Source organism: Arthrobacter sp. 05T47 (assembly GCF_056395825.1).
This window is the reverse complement of sequence record NZ_JBFTKG010000030.1, coordinates 33,697-52,507: the sequence shown is the minus strand read 5'-3', so window position 1 is coordinate 52,507 and position 18,811 is coordinate 33,697. Positions and strand designations below refer to the sequence as shown.

Sequence of the window (18,811 nt, the reverse complement as noted above, 5' to 3'; positions counted from 1 at the left end):
GTGCTAACAGGCCGCGGGACCGTCGACGTCGGTCTAGTAACCGCCCGGCTCAGCTACGAAAAGCAGACTCGCTGTCCACTGACCTGAAGGCCCAGCTGGAAGCCAGCAAGCGACAACTAGAGTCCAAAACAAGATCATGTCAGCGGCACCGGGAAGTACTCCAGTCCAAGCTCAGGTCCCAAGCCTTCGAGATCGATCGGCTCGAAGCGGAGAACTCAGAACAAAGAGTCAACAACAACCTTCTCCAGWCAGAGGTCGCCCGCCTCAAACGCGCGCAAAGAACCAATGTCCAAGACCTGGCACACATCTCTGCCTGGTTAGTCTCCCTCGCTCAGGCAAAGGGCATCGCGCTCGATCAAGCGACACTGGAAATTTTCCGTCGCCGTGGATGGCATCCATCGAAGCGCCAAGCTGGAGCCCCGCGGCTATGACAATGTCCATCGCCCGGCTTTCTGCCCAAGCAGGCCTGCGCTACCTCTTCAAGACGACGATGATGGACGACCTATCCACTTCTCCCCCGGACGCCACCACCTACTACATGAAGGCCGGCACCCCGGAAGGCCGATGGATTGGAGGTGGACTCAACGGAATCACCCGGACCGCCGGTGAGCCCGTCTCCGAAACGGACGCAAAAGCAGTCTTCGACATAGCAATCCACCCCGACAACGCAACGCCCTTGGGTCGCCCGCACAGCCAACCCACCGCCGTCGACAACAAGACCGACCCACCCACCGTGAGGCACGCCGTCGTCGGATTCGACCTGACCTTCAGTGTGCCGAAGTCGGTGTCCGTCCTGTGGGCACTCAGCCCCCGCAGCACACAGGACCGGATCCTGAGAACCCACCACGACGCTGTCGCAGAGACCCTTGCGTGGCTCGAAGACTACGTCGTCCACACTCGCGCCGGACGGAACGGCGTAGCCCACCTAGGCACAAGGGGTGCCATCGCCGCTGCCTTCGACCACTGGGAATCCCGGACCGGCGACCCACAGCTCCACACGCACCTCGTTATCGCCAACCGCATCCAGCGCATAACCGACGGAGCCTGGGTCACCCTCGACTCCCGCACCCTGTACAAGGCCGCCGTCGCCGCCAGCGAACACTACAACGGGCTCCTGTTTGACGCCCTTCACCGGCAGTTCGGCAGCGACACGGAAATCCGCACCCCTGCCAATAGCACCCAGAATCCCAGCCAGCAGCTCACCGGCATTGACGAAGCACTCATCCGCGAATTTTCGAACCGGTCACGTCTCATCAATATGGAAACAGACCGCCTCGTGGCGGAATGGGTCACGGAACACGGTCATCCTCCTACCGCGGCAACAATCATCAAGCTTCGCCAGCAGGCTACGTTGGCCACCCGCATCCCAAAGCCAGAGCTACCCACACCTTTGCATGAACTCTCGGCCCATTGGCGCGAACGTGCGGCCGGCAGAGGTTTCCAAGCAGCCGACGTCCTCGCCGCCACCATCGACCGCTCCTGGGACTCCCCCTTCGCCTTTGCGGACTTCACCTCCGATTGGATCGACAGTGTCGCCTCCCTTGCCCGTGAACGCGTCGCCGGCAAACGCTCAACCTGGAACCGCTGGAACCTCCTCGCCGAAGCGGAAAGGGTCTGCGCTCAGATCCGTTGCCGCTCCGCATCCGACCGGAATGCACTAATGGATGCCGTCGCCACGGCTGCCGAACACCAATCCGTAGCGCTCAACGAGTACCGCTACTCCGCCCCACCAGATGCTGCGCCGGACCTCCGCAACGGGCATAGCAGCGTCTTCGACTTCCAAGGATCGCGCCTCTATACCGACACCTCAACGCTCGCGTGCGAGGACGCCATCATGGCGGCACGGAACGACGACGGCAGCCCGGCCGTGCGGGCGAACGCCATCATGGATTCGCTCGACAGTATCGGACAACTCGAGAAGGCCGAACTGCACTCCGATCAGCGCGCCGCCATGGCCAGCGTCCTCCTCAGCGGCAACCGCCTTGACGCGATCGTCGGCCCAGCAGGCACGGGAAAGACCACCACCCTGGGCGCGGTCAAGGCGATATGGGAAGCGGAACACGGTGCCGGTAGCGTCATCGGGCTTGCCCCGGCGGCGGCAAGTGCGGACGTGTTGGGCCGTGGACTCTCCATGGCTACTGAGAATGTCGCGAAATGGCTTTACGAGTCGGTGGGCCGTGGGGCAAGTTCCCGGGCTGGGCGCTTCTTCGACCTCCAGACCCGTCTGACGAAAGCTCACCCTGACGACCGCCGGAGCATCGCATTCGCGCAGGAAGCTGCCCGCCTCGCCGCCGTTCAGCAGCGATGGTGCTTCCACCCGGACCAGCTCGTCATCATCGACGAAGCTTCCATGGTTTCCACGTTCCAGCTCGCCGCCCTCGTCCAGCAGGCACACGAGGCCCACGCGAAGATCCTCCTGGTGGGTGACCCAGGCCAGCTGGACGCGATCGACGCCGGCGGCGTCCTCGGTTGGCTGGACCGGCAAGAAAAGACCACCCGGCTCAGCAGCATCTGGAGATTCCACGAAAAGTGGGAGGGCGCATCATCCCTCAAGCTCCGGAGGGGAGACTACTCAGCGATCCTGGACTATGAAAAGCATCGACGGATAAGTCACGGCACCTACTTGGACATGGTCGACCAGGCGTACCTGGCGTGGCAGGCCGATATGCGGGCCGGCAAGTCATCCATCCTTATCGCGGCGGACAATGACACCGTCGGCATGCTCAACGAACGCGCCCAAGCCGACCTCGTGGCCAATGGCGAGGTGGATCCCGAACTGAGCGTTCTGCTCAACGATGGCCTATGCGCCGGTTCCGGCGACACCATCATCGCCCGCGGAAACGACCGCCGGCTCGTCGACAGCAACGGTGACTTCGTCCGGAATGGAACACTGTTCGACGTCGAATGTGTCAGTAGGCGGGACGACTCACTTCTAGCGGTACGGCGGGAAACAGGAGCAAGGGTCATACTCCCGCGGGCGTATCTCGAGTCGTCCGTTGAACTGGGCTATGCAACCACCGCACACCGTTCCCAGGGCGTCACCGTCGACACCGGTCACACTGTGGTTACCCAGGGCCGCCTCACCCGCGAGCTCCTCTACGTCAGCATGACCCGAGGCCGCTCCGGCAACTTTGCCTACGTCAGCGAAGGTGATGACTCTGAGCATCCCGCCATTGATCCCTCCCTGCAGCCGTCGTGGCGGAGCATCTTAGGCGAGGTACTCGCTRCGGAAGGTGCTGAGCGGACCGCCCATGAAGTACGCGACGCGGAGCGCAAGAAGTCAGACACCCTCGAACGCCTCTACGCGGAGTATGACTACTTRGCGCARATAGCRGCTGCYCAAARTCTCACGGAATGCTTGAGCAAGCACGACGGCGGCTCGTCACTCGAACTCGAAAAGTCACCTTCGTGGGGCGCGGCCGTCGCGGCGTGGCGGAAGGCSACGGCCRTCAGCCGCCAAAGCGCTGAACGAGTGTTGGAGGAAACTCTYCRAAACGCCACAGGTGCRCGTGATCCCTCGGCTCTGCTCAGCATGCGTTTGCGCCGTTTCTTGAAAGGGATGCCGACGGCGACGGCCGACCCATTGGTCGAGGAGCTTGCTACACCTCGTCCTGACTTAGCGGAGATGGTCGATCAGGTCCGCCAACGGATCCGGCGGAGGACTGACACCGTAGCCATGACTGCCCTGACAGAGGACCTCGAGTGGAAACGCGTCCTGGGTGCCTCGCTCGGCAGTGGCGCGTCAGGCCAACTGATTCGTGCCGTCGCTCTTTTCAGGGACAGGTGGGGAATCTCGGACTCTCCACTCCCACTCGGAGCAACTCCCGCCGACTACGAGTGGGAACAGCGGGGACAACGGGAAGGACTCCAAGAATCCATGGATGGCGTTCGCGGTCGCCAAATGTCACCTCAGCCAGGGACCAGTTCAGTGAATTTGCCCCTTTCCCAGCAGGTCGTCCTTACGAGTGCTGGTTGGCAGCTCTAAGCTGATGGAGAGGCGAGACTATGGTTCAAAACCCGACGGTGAACCCCAAAGTTGCGACAGCTGGGCTGGTATCGACCAGCACGGTTGTTCTGATAGCGCTCGTTCTCTTTCTGGCGTTTGTCCTTCCGGCCGAACTGCCTTCCTTATTCAAGGTAATTGTTGGCGGCCTCTTATTGGCAGCTGCGCTGCTGATAGGTGGGCTTTGGTGGAAACGGGTCAACGACCGCCGTGCATGGCTGGCCGACGCAACGGAAAGATGGAGGTCCTTGGACAATGCCAAGCTGGCCACCGGGACCACAACCGAGATAACGCTCCTCAGCGTTGACGCGGTGCAGCCCACCGGTTCATGGGTCACCATCCTGTGGAACCGCTTCAACCATGTTCAGCCGGCCTGGATAGAGGCGCTGCCGGAGCCGCTCTGGCCCGGCGCCGTCCTGCTCATAGCTCCCGACCCGGCCCAGGTGATGCCCGGCGCGCCTTGGCCGGAAACGTACTTCATCCGCGCCGCGGATTGCCTGGCTTGGGCACCGAGCGCTGGACGGCCCGCTGAGGCGTCTGCTGCCAGCCGACGTGTAGATCGGTTTGCCAAGGGACCCCGATAGGCGGGTCCTAAGTGTGTCTCCGGCCGCCGGAGCGCCTCGCCGCTTGCAGATTTTGAGAATGCTCGCCGGGCTTCTTTCCACTTAGCTCTCAGGTCACGCATCTCATCCCGGCCCTCTTACTGTCGGGTCGTAAGGTCAAGAGCGTCGCAGCAAAGCCCTATGGTTTTACTTATGGATGATCCCGTTTACGCCTTGCTTTGGCCTCGCTCTTTGTTCGAGTGGGAAGCCCGGCGCATTTTGGAACTGCCCCCGGGGGACACCGAATGGATCAGTAAGGTCAGCCATCTGCTCCTTGAGGCCTATGAGAACGAGGGAGTTGCATCGGCGTTTCTTGCTTCGCTACCCACGGATGGCCTATTCATGAGGCAGGCGGGGGTGCCTCAGAGCGACGCACTGGGTCGGATGTGGCTCACTGAATTGCTGAACGACGAGTCGCGGCTACGGCCATACAAGGCGCCCGTTTACTGGGCTGAGCGGAACGGAGCTGCCAATTCCTTAGCAGAAGATCAACCATACGAGACCTTCGCCGAAGACTTCTTCGAACTAATAGATCAATTGCAGGAAGCGGGTTACTTCCCTAAAGTCCTCGGAAAAGACTGTGTCGACGACCCTTTGGACTTGGACGAGGTTCGGAAGTCTATCCGCCGTGCCACAAAGCTGGACATTCCATGGCCCATGATGGGCGCCGATATACTCGCCCTTCCGGATGGGGCGGTCTACTCCCTGGTCGAGTATTTTCACGACCAAGCCCAGAGACCCCGGACTGCCACGATCCACAGCTTCGGAGACTGTGGTCTGCACTATCAAAGTTGGAACAGCCAATCAGGACAGAGCGTCTACCGCTGGCGTGTGAACACGTTACTGGAGACTCACCGCGTGCCGCTCCGCCTAGGCACGTCCGGCGAAGAACAAGGGCGGCTGGTTCGCGTATTCGACTCACCCCTCAATGACTTGGCGACGCAACAAATCGCCCAACGGGCGGACGACCCCGAGGATGAAGTGGCCCATGCCGTTCGAATGTACCGCGCCAGAAACGCCACGATCGTAGACAAGCGTGCCGCGATAGCACTGCTCTATGGCGAACTGGAACCAAAACGAGCCTCAATGAAGAAAAAGGTTTCTTCCGCCGACGAGAGTGACCTTTTTAGGATCGCCAACCAATTCACCATCCGCCACCGCGACAAGGCCCAGAAGTCAGAGTTCGGTGAGGAGTTCCTCGACTGGATCTTTTGGACTTGTCTTGCCACCGCGAATCTTTTGGACGAAATTGCTGCCCGTAATGCTGCGGCGAACTCCAACTACGGGGCCGAGAGTTCGGAATCAGCCGTTTGAACTGTCTCATGCGTCATCCACTCGACATCGGCTGCCCGGTATCGGCTTCGACCTCCACAATGTAGCCAATCAGGCAGACCAGGCGATTTATTGGATTCTGCTCAGCACCGCTCGGCCACTACGTTGCGGTGTCTAAGAGTAGGACGGCGGTTCCGGTGTCAAAGACGACGATGACATAAACCGCTGGCACTAGGAGGACGGGGACGCCCTTGAGCCTCGGGTGGCACCGGGTGGCAAGCACGGTTGCAGTTCCGAAGCATCCCCAGCGCATTCGAACATATGTTCTATACTTGTCCTCGTGATCAAGTCTGGCTCCCCAGAAGATGTTGAGCGCATGATGGCTCGCATGGATGCTGAGGCGAGCCGACCGATAGATGACCCTGCACCTCTCCGAGACTTCCCGAAGTTTGGCCGGCCGCTAGTGTATGTCGGCGGTATCTACGGCAAAGCTGTTGGGTGGACGCGCAAGTATGGGCTCATWGAGTGGCTGGAYTCTTCCGGGAAGTACCACATGGGGTGGGCGCACTCCTCGAGCATCAAACGTGTGCAGCCAGATGACTGGAAGGGCAGTAGCAGGCTGTAGCCAAACGCATGTGGTCGAGGGAGAAAAGAGGCGGCGGCAATATACGTCAGCGAAAGCGAGTGCACTGACACCGCGACCAGACGCACGGCCCCCAGAGCGCGACGACGTAATGACCTGGTCCCCGTGAGGACCAGGCCATGGCGCGTCGTTCAGGTTCAGGCGCGGGATTCAGACAAGCATTAGTTCAGAATTCGCCGCTTGGAAGCCCCGGGTCAGAGGCTAATCTCATTCCGCGCCGGCCCGCCTAAAGGGGGCACTGCAACCGGGCCCTTTGTAGCGATGCTGTATGCGGGTAGGGCCGCTTCAGGAGCCGCCTGCAAACCAGCGCCGACTTCCGCTTCGGGACCAGCCGCCGCTCGTGGAGAACGATGGTACGCAGCTGTGCCAAAGCGGAGGTCAGGACCGATGGTTTCAGCCACAATCCGGCGCGCTTCCCGCTTCTCCCCGTCCTTTTCGAAGGCACGGAACTCGAGTTCACCCGACACCGTCACCGGGTCGCCCCTCCTCAAGGAGTTTGAAGCATTTTCAGCGAGCGCCCGGAATGCCGAGACGTTGTGGAAGACAGGCTCTCCGTCCTGCCAGCTTCCGTCTGTTCCTTGGATCCGCTGGTTCACAGCCACCCGCAGTTTGGCGTGTGCGACACCGGACTCACCATAGGTGAGCTCGGGGTCCGCGACGAGATTGCCGACGATGTTGACCGGAATCTTGGTGCTCATATCTACTGTCCTTTCCTTCGCAGACGGGGCGGTCCCGTCCGACACTGAGTGAGTTGTCCTACGGGCCCGAGATCTCTAAGCCATGCGATGGGCCGCCTGGCTGCTTCAAGCCCACGTAGGTTTCCTGGCTGTGGGCCCGCGGAGAGACCTCAGCMGCAGGGACCTTCCCACCGRGTCCCGGAGGATCAGACACTTCAAGGATTTGCTTGGCGGCYSMGGTGACGCGGCCSARGACGGACTTCGCTATGTCCACGCGAGARGCGGGCTGTCGCCGGAGGGAGTCGTTCCCCACGTCTGATTGCTCCGCCTCAATCACTGCGTCAGCCCACCCGGACAAGTAGCTTGCTGACTGGGGGCCACGATCAATCCCATGCGCCTTCAACACGGTGTAGGCAACTGACTCGGCCTCGACTTCAGCCAGTCCCCGGTGGTCCACGCTGCTGCCATAGAGCTTGCCCACATGGTCGTCCGGACCGTGGAGCAAGACATGTCCAAGCTCATGCGCCAGCACGGCGATGCGTTCCTCCGGGTTCAACCACCCGCCCACCTGCACCTGGCGCTGAGCGAAGTCCGTGAAACCGCTTGTTAGTCCGTATTGGGCGTCCGCGATGTTAATTGAGAAACCATGCGAGCGGGCAACTCCAGCCAATGATCCCCACAGTTGAGGCGCCTCCACCGATGAGTTGGTCGGTCTAGGAACCAGCAGCGGGGCKCCCTSAGTCTGGGAAACGTCAAAGACCGCCTGGCCMCGCCAACCGGTTATGAGCGTCTTYTTCCCCTCRTCGACMGCACCGCSRGGCAGCTTACTGCCSACGGGAATSCGCTGRCGGGTACCGTCGGGCAACAGCATCTGTTGGACACGGGAGGTCCTGGGTGCAATGACCCATAGGGCATGCTCACCGCGAAGGACAGTTCGGCCGTGTCGTTCCCATTCCTTGTACCCCGCGACGAGCGTCGGCTCGTCCGTTCCCCGTTGTGCCATCTGCATGATGAGCAAGGCAACGTTCCCGCCCGAGTAGCGCCACAAGTTGGCGGAAGCATCGAGCAAGACCTGCCAATGGGAGGGTGACTCAACCGCGCTCTCCAGGATTGAGTGCAAACCATCCATGAGGGCGGCAACGCGCTCCTCAGGAGTCATACGGCGAGCGCCCGGTCCGGCCAGTGCGGGACTTTGGCCAGACGGGATGGTGGACGGAACTTCGGATGTAGCGGCCACGACAGCCACCCTTCATGCTTCTTGGGCCGCAGCATTTGCTGCGCAGACACCCGTTCATGGCTGTGACTGACATGAGCGACATGACTCAGAATTCAGAAACCACCTGATGAGCAGCATTGCGCCACTCGGTGAAAGCGGGGTCGTCGTTAGCCAAGACGCGAAGCGCGGGCTCCTTGTGCACCTGCAGGCCAACGCATCCTGCGGTCCTGGTGTGCATCCTCAGGCGTTCGACGGCGTGCGGGAGCCTTTCGTGGAAGGCGAGCGGACCGAATCCCGGGTCGTCTTCTGTATAGGAGGCAAGCTCCGCGCGCTGCAGGGCATAAAGCTCGGCCACGATCTCGGAGTGACGCCACCAGCAATCCGGAACCACCGACGTCGTCAGTTGATAGGTGGCGACAAGCCATGTCACCCATGTGAAGAGGGACGCCCAGACGTCCTGCGACTGCTCTGGCGTCATCTCCCTCCAGCGTCGGGTCACGTTCTTGGGGCCAGTGGGGATGGGGAACGCAGACCTAAACAACTGTGCGGTGAGCTCGTCGTCCCCAAAGGAAGCCGAGGACGGGACATCAAACTGGTCCGTGTTGTCATGGCTGTGCATCCGGCGCCTCTTCTTTTTTCTCCTGGCGTTGCCTGTGCCCGTCCGCCAATTCGCGCTCCATCTCGGCTTTCAGGCGGCGCAGCTCCCCYGCGTCCTTSCGCTTGTGCCACTCAAGRAGGTCCAACARRATRGGYCGGGTKCGCCGGCCGAGCATRAGKGCYGTYCCAACAGGCAGGCGTCGAATCTCRTCCAGRGCAATKACCGGACTCTCGCGKATYTGCTCACCGTCCTGCCGGCCCTGCGAGGACCATGACCGTGTRGTCAGCGTRAGGCTCCGYTCCCCCAGCAATCCGGCCAGCGAGCGGAGGTCSCKYTCGTCGGATCCWCCYCCAAAGATCACCTTGATGATGGCCGAGTCCCAGATCGTGGCCGCCTCATCRATGGACCAGCCGGAMCKRGCCTGGGATARGGAYTGCAAMACCACGAGYGTCGAGATGCCAATGCCGCCGCCRTCAGAGAGTGCCACCGGCAGTCCGGGCCAYGGAGCCARGTTSGCGATCTCGTCRAGGATCAASGAAAGGGGCGGCTCCAACCGGCCTCCCGGTGATACGAACGCCATCTCCCTCGCTGCATTGTCGATGTCATCGATCAGTGCAGACAGGTATGGTCCGGCAGCAGCTGCCCCCGCTCGGGTGCCKATGAGATAAAGAGTKCCCCSGTCCCGTATGAAGGCCTTCGGATCGAATTCYTCGGACTCGTCCTGKGGRTTCAGRGCWGCCAGSACTTTCGGTGACGACAGTGGYGCCACCGCCGCCGATACCCCAATCCAYGAGTTGGACGTGTTCCGCGGGTCGTCTTCMAGTATCCCCATCAAGTCCGCYTGCCATCCCAGCGCTGCCCCSGGCCGGCCCAGCACCTCGAGWGCTTCCCTWGCGAGKACMGGGCTGGAAGACCAGCGTCGAAATGCCGTCACTCCCTCGCCGCACAGCGCGGCAGCATGGAGCAGGCACTGAAGGACTATCAGCGAGCGCTTCTGCCATGCGGCGTTCTCGCCCTTCATCTCAGTGTCCGCCGTGATAACTAACCCACGACGGGTAGCCATGTCGGGGTCCTCGCACCCRCGCACGGGCGACCAGCGAAGCGACGATGGAATTCCGGACATTCCYTGCGGATCAAAGACCGTCACGGGTCGTCCGCCGGACGCCCGGGCCTTCARCGTCACCACCAGGTTGTCCGCGCGCGTGGAAGTCGTCACGACGGCGCCGGGCGCATCAAGTATGGCGTTGATGACAACGTACAGACCCTTGCCGGATCTCGGTGCGCCTTGAATCACCAATGACTCCTCCGTGGAGACGTGGACCGTAACGCCGCGGGAGCGGCCCAGCGTCCACGACAGGTCCTGTACGGAGGGGCTCACGACTCCTGGGCGTGTGAACTTCCCTCTCTTGCGCACAGCCCTCGCCCCGAAATCGTGAAGAACCTCGGCGCGGCGGGCTACGCCGTCGCGGTTGAGGATGTCCTGGCGCAGCCACCCGCCTGATTGCTTCCATCGCCGCCAGGCGACCAGTACCCCGACGGCGAGCGCGCCTACCGCGAGCAGCGCAGGAGCCAGAACCCACCAGACGCCATCTGTGCCAAATTCACAGTCGGCAGGGCGGACAAGTATCCATTCCATCCTGTTAGTGAGAAGCCCGACGGCGGCCGCTGGGTTGAAGGGCGACCGCGGCATACTGCCGCAGCGCAGAGTGCCGGCTAAGTGCGCTGCCGCCTGAACCAGTGCACAGATACACACGTAGGTTGCCGCCGCAATAAGGCAAGCGGTGACCAGCGGATTGTCGCTCGCAGCCCGGGAGCTGCCTCGGGCTCTCACAGCATCCTGTCGTCAGTTGAGAAAACGGCCAGTTCGTCAGTTGTCACCCGGTTGGCAACGATGAAGGAGCGGTTCCCCACCTTCCAGAGCCCGACTCCCTTAGGAAGGTTCTCGACGTGCTCGCATTCGGCTTCCGTCAGGCCGAGCGCCTCCTTGGTCAGGCGCATCGCGTCATGTTTCTGCCGGTAAATGATCCTGGTGTCAGCCTCAGTCAGCAGGCCCAAAGCTTTCTGCCGGTGTCCACTGGTACTGTCCCCGATCTCGTTGAGGTCGGCAACCTTGTGCATGATCAGCAGGTTCGCGATGCCATAGGTTCTGGCCAGCCGCCACTGCTCGCTCATTTTCGCCAACATGTACGGATCKGCGAGCATCCGCCACCCCTCGTCRTACACSACSAGCCGCTTSCCKCCGTCGGGATTTGTGAYGGCMGCTTCCAACCACGTGGCGCCGCAGGCCGCCGCYAGCGAAAGKGCCTGCTCCGAYGCCCCGATCAGRGCCGAGGTGTCCATCACCATCATCGGGGCGTCCGCRTCGAAGGCCACMGTGGACGGCGCATCGAACATRCCTTCGAGATCGCCGGAGACCGTGCGCCTCAACGAGTGGCTGACTGCGGTTCCTCCCTCGACACCRACCAAGGCWGTCATCTCCTTSGAGGGTTTCAGCAARTGGTCCAGCACCATGGGCAAKGTGGGGTTTGAGTTCTCGGCCATGGTTTCCATGAGGGCGATGTCCAGGGCCGTGTGCTCTACAGGGCGGAGCGGTGTGCCCTGCCGCATGAGGGAGACCAAGGCCACCAGCAGATAGCGACGCCGTTGCCTCACCACCGCCTGCCATTGGGCCTCGGTGAGGGCGCTCGGGCGAGGCCCAGCGTCGAGAGGATTTACTCTTGCAGGGCGGCCGGGGCCAACGGAGATCACCTTGCCGCCAACTGCTTTGGCGACGGTGACCCACTCACCTTTGGGATCAGACGCGACAGCGGCCTTGCGCCCCAAGGTGATTGACCGCGTTACCAGCGACTTGCCGCACATGGACTTGCCGGTGCCCACCGTTCCAATCACCACAATGGACGGACCGCTGATGATCCCCTTGTCGTAAAGGATCCACGGGTCGTAGGAGAAGGCCCCGGATCCGAACACATCTGTGCCGATGTAAGTCCCCTCGTGCCCCAGGCCAGACTCCGTAAGGAACGGATAGGCGGCGGCAAATGTCATCGTCGAGGCTCGGTGCGGCGCGGGACGCAGCCGATGCGGACCCCGCAGGGAGTTTTGCTCTTTGCTCCCCCAGTCACCTGTGAAGCGAATCGCCTGGAAATCCTGCTGCTTGTCCTCTGCGGCTGCGCTCGCCCATGCTGCCCCGGGAGGTGAGATCCGCCGTCGTGCCTTCCGTTGGCTTCGGTTCTTCCCCGATGGGACATACTCAAGGCTTTTCGTTTCCTGCTTCAACGCAATCCCCTCCCAAGCGGCAGCCCGCTGGCGACAAACGCAGCCCACTGCTGTCCGTATAGGAGCCGCAGCTCGACGAATGCGCCAGCAGCGGCTGATTCAAGTTCCTGGCGGTGATGTGCCAAGTCCTCGAGCGAGATCGCCGTGACGGTCATGTAGGCCGCCGGGCGCACATCACCATGGCCGGCGACAATCTCTTCCTCCCTCTGGATCACTTCTTCCTCCTCGGCTTTTTGCTCACGGGTGAGTGGCCTGTCGAAGCGGGCGGTGATGCGGCGGCGGGTTTCATGTGCCTCCTGCGCGGAGCGGATGTCACGCAGGGCTTCAGCCATGGGTACTGCCCGAATGACTTCCGTGAAGGTGTGGCGGAACTCGCCGACATAAATCAGGGGGTGCAGGAAACCCGGGAAGACCTTCTGCCGGGGCCAGTCAGCGATCCAAAAAGTCTGGTGGAACCCTGTGTCGGTCCGTAGGTACGTCCAGTGTTCCTCCACGGCCATYGGACGATGCCGGTCGAGGTTAGCAGTCSCCTKMCCYGMMGGCTCGTCCGACGGCGGGGCTGTCGYCACCGGCACTTTCGCCGASGGCAASGCCGCAGGATCGAATGCACCACGAATGATGCCTAGCAATCCCGCTTCGCCGACCCATTCCTCCACCTTGACGCTGTGAGTCCCCAGCGACGTTTGTATGGCCTCGATTTCAAGCCGCAACACGCGTTCGAGGCCYGTSAGTCCCCCGCCTGACTCCTTGATCCGCCGTCGMRCCTTGCCGGTGTCYAAAACCACCRCCACGAGAAGCTCATGGCTCATGGTTGACCCGGCAGCACCCAGCAGGTCCTCGTACGCACGTTGTCCCCACGTGAGCTTCCCGCCGCCAGCTYCGGCCTGCWYRGCGTTGCCTCTGTAGTAWTCCCAGAGGGCCGACGATGGGTAGGGCACGGTGTAATCCTGGATGGCGATCCGGGCCACGCCCTGACGTTGGGCCATGCCKGCCTGGACGCGTGACCAGGCCTGGACGGTCCAAGCCTTGTCATCCGCGTCSAGGAGCGCAAACGATCGCGTACTGCATCGCAGCAGAGCGATCGCCTCCTTGCCGTGGCGGTCGACGATAAAGCAWTCRCCGCCGGCCGTTGTTCGGATCTCCAGATTGCCTAGACCGCCCGGSAGGGCRAGCCGCCCAGCMAGKTGTGGCGTTGCRGGCTTTGCGAGGAAACGGGTCTGGCCTGTCGCCGCACGGTAAAAGAACAAAACAATCTGTTTTGCCCAYACGGGGTAAGGGATGCGGGAGTACTGGAGGAGTCCAAGCAGCATGAGCCCGAGCCACATTGGTCCGGAGAGGAATARGCCTGCCGGCCCGGCACTGGCGGATGCCACGATGGCGACTGAYGCTCCCCCTGCGATGATCAGCAAYTGGTACCACTTGAGCCCGAGGAAGAATCCCCGGCGCTCGTATCTTGGGAACTTGACGGCCTCGAGGGCCCGCGAATCCTCAGACATGAGGAGTACCTCCCTTCGGAGGGTCGATTCTTGGTGGCTGGGGCTTCGGGGGGCGGACTCTTGCTGGGCCTGGTGCGCTGACGYTMGGCTGCGCTCGCCGTTCGGCCTCTTTCAGAGGTGCCTGCCGCSCAGAYTCTGAGRCGWTGCCGTTTTGTSTACGGGGATGACCACGCATTGAGCCCAGGGATTCCGAGGGGTGCGGGGCGGTCGGAGCGCCAACGGAGGTTCCGCTGCTCAGAGCCAGTCGACTCCCGTCGCTGCCAGGTGAAGACGCTCCGGAGCGGACKGTGGATGCCAACACTTGTGTGGGGAAGGCGCTACGGCTTGAGCTGATCGGCCGAGTCATTGCGGACCGACTCACCAGACTCGAGAGCGTAAGGCGCCCACCTGTCTGCCTGCTGATTTGGCGGGCCGCTACATTGCTGCTCCTGGACAGGATGTGGCCGCCTCCTGCGGTTTGGGCGGCGGCCGCGAGTTCTCCGCCGGCGAAGCTCACCAGCCGCAGGGCCATCATTGGTGCGCCGCAGGCGAGGACCATGCCGACTGTGCCGGCTGCCAATCCTGCGAAGGACTTGGACTCGGCAAAGAGCTTCACCGCGACTGCCAAGACTGTTCCGGCCAAAGGTTTGGCYAGAACCAAGGCAATGACGACCTCGCACCATCGCCGCGCCCAGGATTTTGTCTTGTCCCAGGGAAGCAGCATGAGCGCAACGGGGGCGACGGCGGCCAACACGACGAGCGCGAAGGAGCGGAAGATCATCGAGCACATCAGGATGAATGCAAGGAWCCAGACGACAATGACTGCCATCACCGTCACGACGACKGCACCAGGAGCGCCCCCGGTGTTCCCTGGTGCCAGCGAGATTAGGTTCCATTCTCGCCCTGTTCCTTCYGGTGCSCGCTCGAAGCCAAAGAGTCTCATGAACACCAGGTAGGGATCGGAGCCAATCGATTCGAGCAGCGCGGCCGAGGCTAAGTCGCTGGCCCGTGTCAGCTGCCGGACAAGATACACAGCCACCCCAACCAGCGGGATGGCAGCAGCTCCGCCGAGCATCGCCCGTCCGATCCGTCTCGGCTGCTGGCTTACGAGGCCGGACAGTACCTGAAGGATCATCACGACGACGAGAGGTGTCAACATGACAACGACCCACCAACTCGTGAGCCCTCGGATGGAGAGCCATTGCGAGTCATCGACGTCCGACACGGTGAAGGCGCCGGTAATGAAGGCCCAAAGCCACGACGCCATATTCTGGAGGATGTTTGCTAAGAGGGACGTGACGGCGCCCAAGGCGTTGTCGTTGGCTTGTGAGACCAGACCACAACCGGGCGGCCACCATCCACTGAGGTCGCAATCAACGGGCATGAGCTAAAACCCAAGAGGAAAGGCGGTCTGCGACCAGAGGATGTAGCCGTTGATGCCGCCGAGAATTGCAGCAACCGGACCGGTCCATAGGAGGATCACTCCCCCGCCAGAAGCAAGGCGTGACGACTGGCTAAGCTTGCCGGCCAACAGCATCGCGGCACCGATGATGGCCACGATGGCAATGATGATAAAGGCGCCGACGAGGATGCCGCCGCCAATCTGTTTGAGCGATTCCAGGAAGGGAAAGCTCGCGTTCGGGATGATCCCCGGGTCCACCGCTGCGAAAAACATGGGTGCTCCGTCCGTTGTGATCCATGGAGTGAGCAGATGAGCTCACGTGTTCATGGGAGCCACGGAGGGGCAGCGACATGACTTGTCTGGTCTAGATTCTCCTAAACGGGCTCAATGTCAGGGCCACGGAGGGCCTTCCGTGCAGCTGGCTTGAGCCTGTAAATATGGGGCAGCTCTGCATCGCTTTCGAAGAAGTACGGCAGCCCAGAAATTACCATGCCGGCAACAGCGCCCAACCCATGCAAACCTGGTTCGTTGAGTTGCGGGACACCGATCCAGTGCAGGCCGGCAGATCTTAGACCAGTTCTCTCATCAGGATTGTTTAGCTGATTGGCATCCTGAGTGATGATGGCATCGAAATCTCTCTCAGCGAGACACTCAAATAGTTCCACGTCCTCCACACCTGCAAGAGATTCTTGACCGGGGTGCCGGAAGACATGGACCCGGTAGAGCTTTGTGAGTGGCTCAACCAGAGTCCGGTACGGCAGATTCTCGTCGATATAGATCTTCAACGGGCCATCCGTCGTTGCCGTACGGATATATCAAAGTCGGCGGCGTCTAATGCCGCCTGCGTTGAGACCTCAGGATAGTAGTAGTGCGCGTCCTCGGGTTCGACGGAACCGTCACCAAGAAGGAGAGCGATAGTGTCATACCTCAGCCGAGTGCCAGCGATAGTAGGCCATCCGCCCATGCGTTTTTCGCGTACTTCAATGTTCTGCCGGGGACGACGGAAGTCCACGACGTCTTGACCCTGAAGATTGGTGAATGGGGCAAAAACGTCCGCCATGGACAACAGAACTGTCTGCCCCCGTCTCTTTACGAGGTCAACCATGTCCCTTCCTTGATCGTCCACAAGGAAGACTGTCTTGGAGTCAGTTACTAGCTGGTAACTGGAGGGGTGATCGGTTAGATCGTAATCCTGGAGGGTGCTTAGCGCCGTCCGGATTCGCTGTAGTGGAAGTTCTCGCCGCAGCCGAACGAAGGTCCGGAGGGCGACGATGTCTCGAAAAGAGTAAAGGGCTCTGGGCTTCGAAGCTATCTCTGGGGCAAGGAGCGCAGGTGCAGATCTCCAGTGGCTGAGCTGCGACATGGAGGCACCAGTGAGGACTGATGCCAACTCAGACGGGAACGTCATCGAAACCACCAGCCATTCGTAAGAGTAACGCCGAAATTGGGCACGACACGACGAACGATGCCCCCAGATACTGCGCCCCCAATGTAACAGGAAGCGCCGCCGTTTCAGTGGAAGACGGCGCCGCCCTCCGCTCCTCTTTTGTCCCGGTATCCGGCAAGCGTCCTAGATACACTCGCACTCGACCGCTCGGCCGGGTGCGGGAATCCTTACCTCAGTTGTGGCTGCTGCTCGGCCGGGTGCGGGAATCCTTACCTCAGTTGTGGCTGCTGCTCAGCGCGCGGCTCGTTGCAGACCGCGTGCTGCGGCGTCTTCGGCAATCAAACGGTTACTGGGAGGGGGTGGCCGTAGTTCTGCAGCTACTGCTGGGGCTTCGCCCATGCGGTCGTCTGTTGATGCTGCCACAGAACCATGACCAGGATGAATGCCGCCGGGAGTGCGCCTCGTCTTAGCCGTCCGACTTGTGTAGCGGCCAATGGCGGCCGCGCCTGCACACCGGCATCTGTCTTCAAGGCCCCAGCAGGTCAAAGTAGGCCGCACCAGGATTCCAGCTCACGGGATGCAGCAATGTTCCCACCGCAGGGTTGAGGGCACTCCACATCATGCCGTCGCCCGCGTAGATGCCGACGTGGCCCCAGTTGTCGGGTCCCTGTGGATTTTGAACCACAAGGTCTCCTGGTTGGGGATCCTCTGTTCGGACACCAACGCGCCATTGTTCTACTCGCGGCAGTTCGATTCCGGCCTGCCTGTAGATCCACTGCACATAGCCGGAGCAGTCCCAGGCTTTGAAGGTGGTTCCGCCCCACACGTATCTTCCGCCCAAACCTTCCTGCGTGAACCTCAGAATGTCCTGCCGCTGCTGGCTCAAGTTACGTGAAGTTCCTCCAGGCCGCGGCCCCGCTGGCGAGGAATCTGCACACGTGGCGGGAGCAGTGCCACCTTCAAGCGCAGCCACGATTGCCGAGGCCGCCGGCTCCCAACGCGCATACAGTTCAGGGAAGGCAGACACCTGAACGGCTTGGGCGGCCAGGCCTTTGTCCATAGCCTGCCATCCGGGGATGTCCAGCAGTCCTCGAGGACTGCCGCGGTTCGGTCCGTACGGACCGCCGTAGAAGGCCCGCGCGTTATAGGAGGCGTCCATCAGCTGCTCAACCGTCCCCCAGCCGGCCGCCGGACGCTGTTGGGCTGAACCGATCGAGTCGTGGTCTCGCCCGACGCCGTCATTAGGGAAGTCCAGGGAAGCCGGCACGCTGGGGTTCGCAAGCATGCGCAGGCTTGACTCCTGCAGCGCCATCATGATGGCAATGATCTGCCCGGAGCGGGGTATTCCAAGCTGCTTGCCGACCGCGATGTATGTTTGCGCAACGCTCTCCTGCCGAGGCCTCAGCTCGTAGAGCAATAGCCCAGCGGTCCGTACTTCCAAGCCAACACCTGTCACGTTTGGCGCAGTAGTCACCTCGGTGCCCGCCGGTGTACAAGCAACTGCGGATTGGCGACCCATACCAGTTATCGCAGCCACGCCCCCTGCAAATCCCAAAGCGCCAATAAGCAGAGCGAGAGAAGCGGCCCCCGACACAACCTTCAGCAATGCCCGTCGCCGCAGCAGGCCTGCGGCTGCCAGAGCAGCCACTAGTAGACGATTCTTGCTGCGGTCGCGTAGAAGGCGACCATGGCGCAGCTCTCAGCTGGAGCGGTGATGGCAGGCGGACAGTTGACCATCACCGTGACGGGCGCGGAATAGGCATTTTTGCCGTTACTTGACTCATCCACAACGTGTACCGTCACCGTGCATACGTGAAGGCCTTCCCATGGGGCCGGATACTCCTGGACTTTGGCCAGCTCGAGATCACAGCGTGAGGACTCAGCGGTGCCGCTTCGGTGAGCTGACTGACCTGCCAGGGTTGTGAACGTACCTGCTGTCACGCCGGTCCCCTCAAACTCTCGAACCAGCACGGATAGAGGATTGGATCCATCCGGCAGCAACTCCCACCAAGACCGCACCTTGGCGTATACGTCCGAGTACGGCGAAGAACGGCTGTCCCAGGTGTAGATTCCCTTGGCTGCGGCTACAGCGAGCGCCCGGTAATCGCGGGTCCGTGGCAACCCATCACGCGTTGCCTCCGCTCTAGCGGGCGCCTCTTCCGCATCAGCGGGCGGATCACCTGGTGCCGTGGAAGTACCTGAGCGCGTCGCCGTTGCCTGCGCGGCTACGGACGTCACTGGCGCGACCTGCCCACTGGGTCGA

General features: G+C 61.8%; 14 protein-coding genes. 3 read left to right on the top strand and 11 right to left on the bottom strand.

What is annotated here, in order from left to right; genetic code table 11:
- Window positions 1-427 precede the first annotated feature (427 nt).
- The 3 genes from mobF to AC1DEY_RS17785 all read left to right on the top strand — a co-directional run bounded on the left by mobF (window position 428) and on the right by AC1DEY_RS17785 (window position 5,919).
- Window positions 428-3,985 (top strand): MobF family relaxase, encoded by a 3,558-nt coding sequence (mobF, locus tag AC1DEY_RS17795; RefSeq protein WP_476869115.1) that lies wholly within the window; start codon window positions 428-430, stop codon window positions 3,983-3,985.
- Between the two features lie 20 nt (window positions 3,986-4,005).
- Window positions 4,006-4,587, top strand: coding sequence for a hypothetical protein (locus AC1DEY_RS17790; protein WP_476869114.1), 582 nt, complete (start codon window positions 4,006-4,008; stop codon window positions 4,585-4,587).
- 159 nt (window positions 4,588-4,746) lie between these two features.
- The gene (locus tag AC1DEY_RS17785; RefSeq protein WP_476869113.1) at window positions 4,747-5,919 is read left to right on the top strand and encodes a hypothetical protein; all 1,173 of its coding nucleotides are present in this window, start codon (window positions 4,747-4,749) and stop codon (window positions 5,917-5,919) included.
- A gap of 795 nt (window positions 5,920-6,714) precedes the next feature.
- Here AC1DEY_RS17785 and AC1DEY_RS17780 read toward each other — a convergent pair.
- From AC1DEY_RS17780 to AC1DEY_RS17730, 11 genes are all read right to left on the bottom strand, one after another.
- Window positions 6,715-7,218 carry a single-stranded DNA-binding protein gene (locus tag AC1DEY_RS17780; RefSeq protein WP_476869112.1) on the bottom strand — a complete coding sequence of 168 codons (504 nt, stop codon included), beginning with the start codon at window positions 7,216-7,218 and terminating at the stop codon, window positions 6,715-6,717.
- Between the two features lie 58 nt (window positions 7,219-7,276).
- Window positions 7,277-8,326, bottom strand: coding sequence for an ArdC-like ssDNA-binding domain-containing protein (locus AC1DEY_RS17775; protein ID WP_476869119.1), 1,050 nt, complete (start codon window positions 8,324-8,326; stop codon window positions 7,277-7,279).
- A gap of 193 nt (window positions 8,327-8,519) precedes the next feature.
- Complete coding sequence (locus tag AC1DEY_RS17770) at window positions 8,520-9,032, bottom strand: hypothetical protein (RefSeq protein ID WP_476869111.1); 513 nt, start codon at window positions 9,030-9,032, stop codon at window positions 8,520-8,522.
- Window positions 9,019-10,647 (bottom strand): type IV secretory system conjugative DNA transfer family protein, encoded by a 1,629-nt coding sequence (locus tag AC1DEY_RS17765; protein WP_476869110.1) that lies wholly within the window; start codon window positions 10,645-10,647, stop codon window positions 9,019-9,021. Before AC1DEY_RS17765 ends, AC1DEY_RS17770 begins: the two co-directional genes overlap by 14 nt.
- A 191-nt stretch (window positions 10,648-10,838) precedes the next feature.
- Window positions 10,839-11,183 (bottom strand): hypothetical protein, encoded by a 345-nt coding sequence (locus AC1DEY_RS17760; protein ID WP_476869109.1) that lies wholly within the window; start codon window positions 11,181-11,183, stop codon window positions 10,839-10,841.
- Between the two features lie 1,097 nt (window positions 11,184-12,280).
- The gene (locus AC1DEY_RS17755) at window positions 12,281-13,780 is read right to left on the bottom strand and encodes an SCO6880 family protein (RefSeq protein ID WP_476869108.1); all 1,500 of its coding nucleotides are present in this window, start codon (window positions 13,778-13,780) and stop codon (window positions 12,281-12,283) included.
- On the bottom strand, window positions 13,773-14,702 hold the full coding sequence (locus AC1DEY_RS17750; protein WP_476869118.1) for a type IV secretion system protein: 930 nt from the start codon (window positions 14,700-14,702) through the stop codon (window positions 13,773-13,775). The genes AC1DEY_RS17755 and AC1DEY_RS17750 overlap by 8 nt, the downstream gene beginning before the upstream one ends.
- A gap of 444 nt (window positions 14,703-15,146) precedes the next feature.
- The gene (locus tag AC1DEY_RS17745) at window positions 15,147-15,434 is read right to left on the bottom strand and encodes a hypothetical protein (protein ID WP_476869107.1); all 288 of its coding nucleotides are present in this window, start codon (window positions 15,432-15,434) and stop codon (window positions 15,147-15,149) included.
- Window positions 15,435-15,535: 101 nt separating this feature from the next.
- A complete protein-coding gene (locus AC1DEY_RS17740; RefSeq protein ID WP_476869106.1) occupies window positions 15,536-15,946 on the bottom strand; it encodes a PIN-like domain-containing protein in 411 nt (136 codons plus the stop codon).
- Complete coding sequence (locus tag AC1DEY_RS17735; protein WP_476869105.1) at window positions 15,943-16,524, bottom strand: DUF433 domain-containing protein; 582 nt, start codon at window positions 16,522-16,524, stop codon at window positions 15,943-15,945. Before AC1DEY_RS17735 ends, AC1DEY_RS17740 begins: the two co-directional genes overlap by 4 nt.
- A gap of 550 nt (window positions 16,525-17,074) precedes the next feature.
- Complete coding sequence (locus AC1DEY_RS17730; protein ID WP_476869104.1) at window positions 17,075-17,965, bottom strand: C40 family peptidase; 891 nt, start codon at window positions 17,963-17,965, stop codon at window positions 17,075-17,077.
- Between the last annotated feature and the right edge of the window lie 846 nt (window positions 17,966-18,811).